The organism is Bradyrhizobium sp. KZN70725 (assembly GCF_055264925.1).
In genome coordinates this window covers 136,104-146,308 of the sequence record NZ_JBUYWT010000018.1, presented here as the reverse complement: position 1 = coordinate 146,308, position 10,205 = coordinate 136,104, and the positions used below count along the sequence as shown (strand labels likewise).

Below are 10,205 nucleotides of genomic sequence, written 5' to 3'. Positions count from 1 at the left end.
CCAGCGCATAGTCGACATGCCCCGGACCGTCGGTGCCGTAATGCGGCGTGCCGCCGTCGAAGTTGCCGGCAAAGTTGGCGCTGGTGCTGATCGGCGCTCCCGTCAGGTTGGTCTCGTCCAGCGTCAGCTGACCCGCAACCGCTGCCGTCGGCGTCCCCAGCGTCGGGCCGTCGTCGTGGATCGCAAACACCCCGCTGCCGAGGTCGATGCCCTTGGTGACGTGATCGCCGTCGGCGTCGGTCACCGTCTGGTTCAGCAGCAGCGCGTTCGCCGCCGTCGTCAGGCTCGCCAGCTCGTCATTGTTGCCGGTGTTGCTGTGCCAGATGTTCTTGTCCTGGGTGAACGTCACGTCGCCGTTCGCCGCCACGCTGATCGTGAAGTACAGCGTGCCGCCGCTGCCGTCCGCCGCCGCGCCGACCTTGCCGGCGATCGAGCCGTCCGCAAGCTGGTACAGCAGGATCTGGCTGCCCTGCCCGATGCCGTCGCCGTCGCCGGCCGTGACGTCGGCCGGATCCAGCGCATACAGCCCCGAGCCGGTGCCGTTGGCCGACAGCGCCAGCGCATAGTCGACATGCCCCGGACCGTCGGTGCCGTAATGCGGCGTGCCGCCGTCGAAGTTGCCGGCAAAGTTGGCGCTGGTGCTGATCGGCGCTCCCGTCAGGTTGGACTCGTCCAGCGTCAGCTGACCTGCAACCGCTGCCGTCGGCGTCCCCAGCGTCGGGCCGTCGTCGTGGAACGACAGCGCCTGGCCGATGTTGATGCTGGCCGAGCCCGAAGTCGTGTCACCGTCGCGATCCGTGATGGTGTCGGTCCGCGTCAGCGTGATCAGGTCGGTTGCCGACAGCGTCACCACGTCGTCCGGATTGGCCGCGTTGGGATGCTGCAGCGCGTGCACCTGATCCAACGTCACAACGCCGGCCGCGCTCACGCTCACCGTGAAGTCGATCACGCCCGCCGGATCCGCAGCCCCGCCGGCGCCAACCCGACCCTCGACCACGTTGCCGTTGACATACAGATAGACATGCTGGCCGGTCGCAACGTCGATCAGCCCGGAGTCCACGCCCGCCGACTTGATGCCGAGCGTGTAGGCCGACGCCGTCGTGCCCGCACCGTCCGCGCCATAGCTGCTGGTCACCGTGAAGTTGTCGGCAAAGTTCGCCGACGCGTTGATCGCCAGGTTGGTCTCGTCAACCACCAGCGCATCCGCCGGCGCCGTTGCCGTCATCGTGATCGCCGGACCATCGTCAAGGATCGTCAGATGCGAGCCGACATCGACGCTCGCACTTGCCGACTGATTGTTGTTGTCAGTCACGGTGGCGGTCAGCGTGATCAGACCCGATGCCAGCGTGATCCCTTCATTGAAGTTGCCCGGTGTTGCCTCATGAACCGCGCGCAGATCGGTCAGCGTCACATGACCCGCGGTGTCAACGGAGACCGTGAGGACCAGATCGCCACTGATCGCCGTGCGCCCTTCCACGACGCCGGCCGCGTTGACCGTCAGCAGAACGTGCTGACCGGTCGCCGAATCGATCAGACCGGAATCTTCGTTCGGGGTCGTGACCGACAGCGCATAGGTCAGCGACTGCTGGCCGCCCGGTACCGTGACGTTGAACGACACCTGCACAGACGCGACCGTTGCCCCTGCGGGTCCGAGCCCCGAACCGGCGACACCATGGTTGGTGGCCGCGGTCAGGAAGCTCTCGTCGACAATCAGCGCCGACAGGGGGTTGCCGGAAATGGTCGGAGGCGGAGCAATGCCCAGCACGAAGCCGGTCGGCGGCACAGGGGTCACGAGGTTCGGCAACTCTTCCTGCGGCGCCAACACGTTCGTCGGCACAGGAGCTAACGGATCAATCGCGAACGGACTGAAATTCGCGCCGCTCGCCTGCGCGTTGCCGTTCGAGTTGCCGCCATTGTCGGCCGCCGGCAACACGGAGGCGTCCGTGCTGATCGGAAAAAGGGTCGCGAACTCCTGGACCGAGACCTCGCGCCCCGGCGCCATCTCGATCGTGACATTCTTCAGTCCATCCGCACGGGAGTCGAAGAACGGCTCAACCGTGACGGTCGACTGGTTGTCGAACAGGATGATCAGCTTTTCGCCGACGTGAACCAGCGTGATCTTTTCATTGGCGATCGACGAAAAGTCGACCTTCACCTTCTGGTCGTATCCAAGATTGACGACCACCGCCTGATCGGTCAGCGGCTTGGTCAGCTTGTAAATTCGTACGGGAGCCGAATTGGTGGAATTGCCGGTGCCGGTTGCCTGAGCGACCTGAAACGAACCCTGCATTATCAACTCCGCAAAATGCGATTAGAGGAAAAGTTGTAGAAAAATTTAGTTTTAGGCTATTGTTAACCCTCCCCGCGGTCAAGAAATGTATTTGGTTAATCAATGCTTTCCGTGGAAGTGTGGTAAAGATCGGACAGGTCGAAGCTGAAAGAACAACGGCTTAGCCGGATTAACTTGGCCAAAGGCAGTATTTCCCCGGCCCCGTTCGTCCTTCCCGGCGATTTGGAGCAGCAGTCGATGCGGGTGATTCTTCAGGCGTGTGCCGCTGTCCTGATTTGGGGATGTTTCGGCGCGGCGGCCGCGCAAGCCCCCGCACAACCTGTCCCCCAGGAGACCACGATCGAGCGCCAGGTTCGCGCCCTGGCCAACCGGGACACCCAGATTGGCCTCTATCTCAACGTGTTACCTGATTGCACGTCGGGCCCGCTGCCGACCATCCGCCTGGTCGCCGCGCCGGCTGCCGGAAAGGTTGTGGTGAAGTCGGCGAAGGCGAAGGCCACCAATTACAAGGCCTGTTTGGCGCTCGAGGTGCCGGCCTATGTCGCCTTCTACAAGGCGCCGCCGGAATTTCTCGGCGATGACGCGCTGACCATCGAGGTCAAGTACCAGGGCGGTCGAACCGAAATTCAGAAGATCACCGTCAAGGTGAGTGCACCAGGCGGGCAGCAGAAGATCTGATGGGTGTTGCCGGCGATCTGAGGCCCGCGCGCCGACCAATCGCCTTACAGCGGCTCGCCCTCGGCTTCGTCCAGCTGCAACGACACCTCGCTCGGTGCGGAGGCCGGCTGCCTGAGCGAAGCTCTATCCTCGTGGCAATCGCTGATTCGGCGGGCAACCACCCGGTCGGTCCGCGGCGCCTGACCAACATTGGTCTTGTTGACCTCGGTATAGGCCTCGTCGCTGAGAACCGTGATGACGGTGCTGACCGGCCCGAGATAGTCGCAGCGGTTGGAGAAGACGTATTTGTTGTTGATCTTCTCCGGCCGCGAAGAGTGGCAATTTCCAACGGACGGAGATGAGAAGGTCGCCTTCATCGCCTGGGTTGGATCGACACAGCGCGTCATTTCGCGCTCGAGCAGCGTTTGCCGGACGTTCGAGGACGTGGCGATTTCCAGCGTCCGCACGAAGCGCCACATTCCCTTTCGGAAGGTCGGCCCGCTGAATCCCTCCTCCGCCATGGCGCTCGGGGAGGCGAGCGCGAACACGGAAAGCGCGGTCACGACGCCAAGCGCGGATGCGAAGATCTTCGACGGGGCGAAGCCCTCACGCGATGTCATTTATTGAATCCCTAACCGGCCGATTGACGCGGATCGCGTGACTTCGCTTGAAGCACGTCCAACCTCACATCATTCAGGAGCATTTCGTGTTAAGACCCCGTAAATGCTTGGCCTTTCCTCGACGCTCTCACGAGCTCTTGCGCCAAACACGGTGAATGCCCGGTTGCTTCAGGCCGAGGCAGCTTCGGCGCGAAAGGAAGCGCAGCGTCTGCGTCGTCGGGGACAAATGGACGCCTCGTCCGCCGCCACTGCCGTTTGATTGCCAGCTAGTGCTGCAAAGCCGCCGCAGCGGACTTGTTAGTCTTGGCCTCGGACTTGGCCTCAATCTTGGCCGCGCTACCGTCGTCGCAGTCGCCGATCCTTGTCGCGACGACCGTGTCGGTCCGGGGATGCTCTCCGGTGCTGATCTCGTTCAGCTCGGTATAGGCCTCGTCGCTGCGCACGGTGATGACGGTACTGACCGTCCCCATGTAATCGCAGCGGTGTCCGAAGGTGTATTGATTACCGACCTTCTCCGGCTTGTCCGAGACGCAGCTTCCGATCGATCCCGAGGCAAAGGTCGCCTTCATGGCGTGGGTCGGGTCGACGCAGCGCGTCGTCTCCGCGTTGACCACCCGATACTTGAAGTTCTTGTTGGCGGTCCTGACCACATCGAGCGTTCGCACGAAGCGCCACAGACCTTTGCGGAAGCTCGGGCCAGAAAAGGCTTGATCGCCCTGAGCCGGCGCTGCCGCAGTTGCCCGGCCGTTCGCCGGTTGAGGAGCCTGAGTCTGTGCATGAGCTGCCAGCGCAGGCAATGAGACAATCATCAGGGTCAGCAGGGAACGTGCAATGCCACCACGGAAGTCCATTCCCACCCCCGATGTCCGTCCGAATGCGTTCGTGATGCGATCCGGTCAGCGCATTGAAGCAATCTCCGGAACACGACTCAATACATCACACGACTTGCAGGGCGAATTGTGGCCAGTAAAGGCGCATTAACGCTACCGGGCAGCTTGCAGCCGAATTCAGACTTACTGCAGCAAACTTGCAACACCTGACACGCCATTCGCGATGGCGCCGGCCGATCTCCCCCGCACCGCATTGGGCAGAGAGGTTTGACCTCAGAGGTTTTTTTTGCTCATTTAGCGCGAGATATTTTCTTCAATTACTTAGCCTATCGCTGGACGAGGGGGCACTGATGCGTATTCGGTTTGGCTACACGGTCGCAGGCATTTTGGCGTTGGGTGCAACGTCGTTCGGCAGCTCCGGGCCGGCGGCGGCAGCGGACCTTGGCCTGGTCACAAAAGCACCGGTCGGCACCTGCACCGAGATCGTCTTCACCTGCGAGAACGGCCATCAATATCCGCTGTGCCCGCGCGCTGTGTCGGTCGAGGGCGAAGTGGTCACGGCCTCCCTGCTCACCGGCCGTGGCGGCATCCATGTACGGCACGTTCCGATGGGCGTCGGCTATCGCTATGCGGGCCGCGGCGTCTGGCTGGACGGCTTCCGGGAAAACGCGCTGCTCAACTTCGGCAAGCGCCACCAGGTGGCGTGCACCATCGCGCATTCATGAGTGCGCGCTCTGCGTCGCTGCAACGGGCGCGACGCAGAGCACCTCAAGCAGCCGAACTCTCCTCACCCCTTGGTGCGGAGCACGGCGCGCGACGAGCGCGAGAACATATATGCCTTCGGATTGACGTAGACCGGGCAGTAGTCCTGCCACTGGTACAGCTGCCAATTCCATTTCCAGCAGCCCGATACGATCTGGGGCTCTTGCACGTAGTCCAGCCGGTACGGCGGATCGCCAAACGGATAGTAGTCGCCGCATCGCGCCGCCGTCGAAGACAGAACGACGATTGAAGCGGCCGCGGCAATGATCACAGAAAATGACTTGTTCATAACGCCCCTCGATCGAATGACGTGACCGCGCGAGAGTGCCAAATCCGCCGGTCGTTATCAAGGTGGCGGCCGCCTGCCCCGAGACGCCAACCGGCCGCCTACACCGCGCGATTCTGCGTCGGCGCGCGGCCGCCGCCATCGGCGACCAGCACTGCGCCCGTCACGAAGGACGCCTCGTCGGAGGCCAGGAACAGGCAGCACGCGGCGATCTCGGCAGGCTCGGCCATCCGTCCCAGGGCAATGCGTCGTTCGACGCCGCGAATCTCGGCATCGGGCGTGGTGCCATTCTGGTCCGCAAGCAGCTGCATTTCATGGGCGCTCATCGGCGTGCGCACCCAACCCGGCGCCACCGCATTGGCGCGGATGCCGTCGGCGCCGTGCGCATAGGCCAGCGAGCGCGTATAGGCGACGACGGCCGCCTTGCTGGCGGCGTAGCTTGCGCTGTCCGGGCTGGCATTGAACGCGGCAACCGAGGCGACGTTCACGATCGCGCCGCCGCGCTGCCGGAGCAGCGGCAGGGACGCGCGACAGACACGCATGGTCCCCGTGAGGTTGACATCGAGCGTCCTGGCCCAGACCTCGTCGGAGACGCTGGCGGGCTGATCCGGCACGATCAGGCCGGCGGCGTTGACCACGATGTCGAGCCACGCCCCGCAGGCGGCGATGGCGTTGGCAATGTCGTCCGGACGCGTGACGTCGCCATGGACCGCCTGCCCACCGCACTCCACTGCTGCTGCCTGCAGCTCGGCGTCGCCGAGGCCGAACAGCACGACGCGCGCGCCGCTCAACGCCAGCAGCGCCGCCGTCGCCCGGCCGATCCCCGTGGCTGCGCCGGTCACCAGCGCCGTCTTTCCGTCGAGCCGCGGCATCAGGGCATGATCCGGAAAAGTGGAAACCGGTTTTCCGAGAAGATCATGCTCGTCTAGACTCCCCACTGCCGCTCGACGGCAAATCCGGTCTCCGGCAGCGTCGAGCCGCCGTCGACGACGATGGTCTGCCCGGTGACGTATTTGGCCTCGGTGGAGGCGAGGTAGAGCATCGCGCAAGCGATGTCGTCGGCGCTGCCCATGTGCCCCATCGGAATGAAGCGCTCGAGCTTCGCCTTGTTCTCCGGCGCGCTCATGGTGCCGCGGCCCGGCTTTTCGATGAAGCCGGCCTCGACGCCGTTGACCGTGATGCCGTCGCGCGCGAGCTCGAAGGCGGCGCCGCGGATGAATGCGTTGACGCCGGCTTTCGCCGCCGAGTAATGCGCGCCGCCGCCCATCGCGACGCGCGCGGAGACCGAGGATGTCACGAGGATGCGCCCGAACCTGACGGCACGCATGTGCGGAATTGCGGCCTGCGCGAGCCAGATGCTGGCGTTGAGGTTCAGCGCCAGCGTATCCTCGAGCTTCGCTTCATCGAGCTCCTCAAGCGAGGACCACGGGCAACCGCCGGCATTGTGCACGACGATATCGAGCCGGCCGAATTTGGCGACGACACCGTCGATCATCGCCCGCAAGCTGCCGCGATCGAGCCTGTCGAACGGAACGCAATGCGCCGCCCGTCCATCGGCCACGAGTTCGCGCGCCAACGCCTCGGCCACATCAAGAGTCCGGTTGGCGATCACCACGGTCGCGCCCGCCTGCGCGAGCCGTCTCACGATGGCGGCGCCGATCCCCCTGCCCCCGCCGGTGACGATGGCGATGCGGCCGCCAAGATTGAACGGAGGCGCCTGCATCAAATCGCTCCCGCGCCGCGCAGCAAGTCGATGAACCGCGCCAACACCGCCGTGTGCGTGTCGACGTCGCGCGCGGACGTCGCCGGACACATCAGCAGCATGGTGTGGAACGGGGTCACCAGAATGCCCTCGTTGATGTAGAAGGCATGCAGCAGGGTCTCGAGATCGGGTTGCCGGCCGGCAATGACGTCGGCGCCGTTGCGTGGCGGGTGCGGCATGAACATGATCTCGGCGCGCGCGCCGATCTGCGTCACGTGCCAGGGCAGACCGGCCGCCGCGATCAGGCGGCGCGCTTCCTGCGCGAGCCAGGTCGCGGTTCCGATCATCCGCTCGTAATTCGCAGAGGTCAGCACCTTCTCCAGCACCGCGCGCATGGTCGCGACCGTCAGCGCGTTGCCGGCGAGCGTGCCGCCGAAGCCGAGATGCGCCGACTGCCGCTCGCGCGGATTGACGTGGGGAACGAGTTTCCAGAGCCGCTCGACGATCTCCTGGCTGAGCCCGAACACGCCGGCAGGGATGCCGCCCGCGATCGCCTTGCCCGCGACGAAGATGTCGGACTCAAGTCCATGGCTCCTCGTGTAGCCGCCCGGTCCGCAGGACAGTGTGTGGGTCTCGTCGATGATGAGGACGGTGCCGGCGCGGCGGGTCAGGTCACGCAACGCATGGTGAAAACCGGGATCGACCGGGATCATGCCGAAATTCGTCATCAGCGGCTCGGTCAGCACGCAGGCGACGTCGCCATGCGCAAGCGCCGCCTCGAGGCCCGCAACATCGTTGAATTCAACGACCCGGCTCACGGCATCATGATCGATGCCGTTGGGATGGATCATGTTGCGCAGGCCGACCCGGCCGTCGCGGATCTCGACATGCGCCTCCTCGACGCCGCCATGATAGCAGCCGGAGAACACCAGCACCTTGCGCCGGCCGGTGATCATACGCGAGATGCGGATCGCGGCACGGTTGGCGTCGGTCGCCGACGTCGTCAGCGTCCAGTATTTCGGGCCGAAGCGCCGCGACAGCTCGGCGCCGACCCAGATACTGTCTTCCGTCGGCAGCATCATGGTCGCGCCACGCTTGAGCTGAGCGAGCGCCGCCTCGGTCACCGCCTCGGGCGCGTGCCCACACATGCCGCCGGTGTCGCCAAGGCAGAAATCGATGTAGTCGCGTCCGTCGATATCCCTGATATGCGCGCCCTGCGCCTCCTCGGCATAGACAGGGAAGCCGCCGGCCCAGCGCCGCATCCAGTGCGACGGGCCGCCATAAAGATAATGCTGCCTTCCCTCCTGCCAGGCCGCGGCCGAGCGCGGGTGCAGCGCGCGAAAGCGCTCCTGCTCGGCATCGAGCAATCGGTTCAGAACGCCCGTGCGTTCGGCAGTTGCAGCTGTCATAGCGCGATCCAGGCGGTCTTGAGGTCGGTATAGGCGTCGAGGGCGTGCAGTGACTTGTCGCGTCCGAAGCCGGATTGCTTGAAGCCGCCGAGCGGCACCGTGATGTTGGCGCCGCCATAGGCGTTGACGTGCACGACGCCGGCCTTGATGGCGCGCACCATACGATGCGCCGTCGACAGACTTGCGGTCCACACCGCCGACGCAAGTCCATAGGGGGTCGCATTGGCGAGCGCTGTGGCATCTTCCTCGCCCTCGAACCGCGTCACTGCCAGCACCGGGCCGAACACCTCATCGCGCCAGACCTGCATCGACGGCGTCACGTCGGTGAGGATCGCGGGCGCCATGAAATTGCCGCCGCTCTCGACGCGGATCTGCTCGCCGCCGATCAGCCGCGTCGCGCCCTGCGCTTCCGCGCCGGCAACGGCATCCAGGTTCTTGCGCAACTGCGGCTTGCTCGCGATGGCGCCGATATCCGAGGTCAGTTCGAGGGGATCGCCGACGCGGAGCTTCGCGGTGGCGTCGCGCAGTTCGGCCATGAAGCGATCATAGATCGAGGACTGCACCAAGAGCCGCGATCCGGCCACGCAGACCTGGCCGGAGTTTCGGAAGATCCCGCTCGCGGAGACCTTGGCCGCATGCTTGATGTCAGGCACATCGGCGAACACGATGTTGGGCGACTTGCCGCCAAGCTCCAGATGGACGCGCTTCAAGTTCGATCGCGCCGAGCATTCCAGGAGACGACGGCCCACCGCACCCGAGCCGGTGAAGGCAAGCACATCGACATCCATGTGCAGCGCAAGCGCCTCGCCGGCCGATGCGCCGCGGCCGGTGACGACGTTGAGCACGCCGTCGGGCAACCCCGCCTCGGTCGCGAGCTCGGCAAACCGCAACAGCGTCAGCGAGGCAAGCTCCGGCGGCTTGACCACGACCGAATTTCCGGCGGCGAGCGCCGGGCCGATCTTCCACGCTCCGATCATCAGCGGGAAATTCCACGGCACGATCACGCCGACGACACCAAGCGGCTCGCGATGCACGAGCCCGAGCACATCGCCTGAGGTCGGCGCGATCTCGCCATAGACCTTGTCGATCGCCTCGGCGTAGTACCGGATGGTGCCGGCGGCCGAGAGCGGCTCGGCCTTGTAGGCCATGCTGATCTCGGTGCCGTTGTCGCGCACGCCGAGCACCGCAATCTCGAGCGCGTGCCGCTCGATGAGATCGGCGAACCGAAGCAACACCTTCTTGCGTTGCGCCGGCGCGGCGCGCGACCAGCTGCCCTGATCGAATGCCTGCCGCGCATGTCTGACCGCGGCGTCGACATCGGCCACGTCGCCGTCAGCTATGCTGGTCAATACCTTGCCGTCGATCGGCGACACGACATCAAGCCGTGCCTCGCTGATCGCCGGTGTCGGCCGGCCGCCGATGAAGAGCTGCTGGGCCGGAATGATGGCCGCGCGTAGTCGATCGATCTGGGCTTGCTGCATGCGAGACAATTATGACGATGACAAAAGCGGCTTCCGAGCGAGACCGCTGGCACCGTGCAATCCTCGCCAAATCAAGGCTTTGGCAGCAATCAACCGATAGGTGGATGTCACGGCAAGGCACGCCCCAATAGCGTGATCGCACGATGGCCGAGCGCTCCGCCTGCGTTA

General features: G+C 64.8%; 10 protein-coding genes. 2 read left to right on the top strand and 8 right to left on the bottom strand.

Features of this window, described 5'->3' with window-relative positions; translation table 11 throughout:
* Window positions 1–2,290, bottom strand: a 2,290-nt coding sequence (locus ACZBJS_RS19480; protein WP_463439026.1) for a DUF5801 repeats-in-toxin domain-containing protein, incomplete at its 3' end; no start/stop codon positions are given.
* A 174-nt stretch (window positions 2,291–2,464) separates the two neighbouring features.
* Here ACZBJS_RS19480 and ACZBJS_RS19475 point away from each other — a divergent pair.
* Window positions 2,465–2,968, top strand: coding sequence for a hypothetical protein (locus ACZBJS_RS19475; protein ID WP_244558723.1), 504 nt, complete (start codon window positions 2,465–2,467; stop codon window positions 2,966–2,968).
* A 44-nt stretch (window positions 2,969–3,012) separates the two neighbouring features.
* Here the strand turns inward: ACZBJS_RS19475 and ACZBJS_RS19470 are convergent, their stop codons facing one another.
* On the bottom strand, window positions 3,013–3,567 hold the full coding sequence (locus ACZBJS_RS19470; RefSeq protein WP_076826186.1) for a DUF3617 domain-containing protein: 555 nt from the start codon (window positions 3,565–3,567) through the stop codon (window positions 3,013–3,015).
* Window positions 3,568–3,833: 266 nt separating this feature from the next.
* On the bottom strand, window positions 3,834–4,418 hold the full coding sequence (locus ACZBJS_RS19465) for a DUF3617 family protein (protein ID WP_463439025.1): 585 nt from the start codon (window positions 4,416–4,418) through the stop codon (window positions 3,834–3,836).
* A 329-nt stretch (window positions 4,419–4,747) separates the two neighbouring features.
* Here ACZBJS_RS19465 and ACZBJS_RS19460 point away from each other — a divergent pair, with 329 nt between their 5' ends.
* A complete protein-coding gene (locus tag ACZBJS_RS19460) occupies window positions 4,748–5,122 on the top strand; it encodes a hypothetical protein (protein WP_141339930.1) in 375 nt (124 codons plus the stop codon).
* A 62-nt stretch (window positions 5,123–5,184) separates the two neighbouring features.
* On the opposite strand, the gene ACZBJS_RS19455 is transcribed toward ACZBJS_RS19460, so the two are convergent.
* From ACZBJS_RS19455 to ACZBJS_RS19435, 5 genes are all read right to left on the bottom strand, one after another.
* Window positions 5,185–5,448, bottom strand: coding sequence for a hypothetical protein (locus ACZBJS_RS19455; protein ID WP_018270873.1), 264 nt, complete (start codon window positions 5,446–5,448; stop codon window positions 5,185–5,187).
* Window positions 5,449–5,546: 98 nt separating this feature from the next.
* Complete coding sequence (locus tag ACZBJS_RS19450) at window positions 5,547–6,317, bottom strand: SDR family NAD(P)-dependent oxidoreductase (RefSeq protein ID WP_463439024.1); 771 nt, start codon at window positions 6,315–6,317, stop codon at window positions 5,547–5,549.
* 53 nt (window positions 6,318–6,370) lie between these two features.
* Entirely contained in the window at window positions 6,371–7,168 is a 798-nt protein-coding gene (locus ACZBJS_RS19445; RefSeq protein ID WP_076826178.1) for an SDR family oxidoreductase, read from the bottom strand.
* Window positions 7,168–8,556 carry a transaminase gene (locus tag ACZBJS_RS19440; RefSeq protein ID WP_456814238.1) on the bottom strand — a complete coding sequence of 463 codons (1,389 nt, stop codon included), beginning with the start codon at window positions 8,554–8,556 and terminating at the stop codon, window positions 7,168–7,170. Before ACZBJS_RS19440 ends, ACZBJS_RS19445 begins: the two co-directional genes overlap by 1 nt.
* Window positions 8,553–10,037: an aldehyde dehydrogenase gene (locus tag ACZBJS_RS19435; protein ID WP_456814237.1), complete on the bottom strand. Its 1,485-nt coding sequence runs from the start codon at window positions 10,035–10,037 to the stop codon at window positions 8,553–8,555. Before ACZBJS_RS19435 ends, ACZBJS_RS19440 begins: the two co-directional genes overlap by 4 nt.
* Window positions 10,038–10,205: the final 168 nt, after the last annotated feature.

Coding starts and splice junctions, on each gene's coding strand:
- ACZBJS_RS19470 (WP_076826186.1), bottom strand. CDS start 3,567: ATGACATCGCGTGAGGGCTTCGCCCCGTCGAAGATCTTCGCATCCGCG.
- ACZBJS_RS19465 (WP_463439025.1), bottom strand. CDS start 4,418: ATGGACTTCCGTGGTGGCATTGCACGTTCCCTGCTGACCCTGATGATT.
- ACZBJS_RS19460 (WP_141339930.1), top strand. CDS start 4,748: ATGCGTATTCGGTTTGGCTACACGGTCGCAGGCATTTTGGCGTTGGGT.
- ACZBJS_RS19455 (WP_018270873.1), bottom strand. CDS start 5,448: ATGAACAAGTCATTTTCTGTGATCATTGCCGCGGCCGCTTCAATCGTC.
- ACZBJS_RS19450 (WP_463439024.1), bottom strand. CDS start 6,317: ATGCCGCGGCTCGACGGAAAGACGGCGCTGGTGACCGGCGCAGCCACG.
- ACZBJS_RS19445 (WP_076826178.1), bottom strand. CDS start 7,168: ATGCAGGCGCCTCCGTTCAATCTTGGCGGCCGCATCGCCATCGTCACC.
- ACZBJS_RS19440 (WP_456814238.1), bottom strand. CDS start 8,556: ATGACAGCTGCAACTGCCGAACGCACGGGCGTTCTGAACCGATTGCTC.
- ACZBJS_RS19435 (WP_456814237.1), bottom strand. CDS start 10,037: ATGCAGCAAGCCCAGATCGATCGACTACGCGCGGCCATCATTCCGGCC.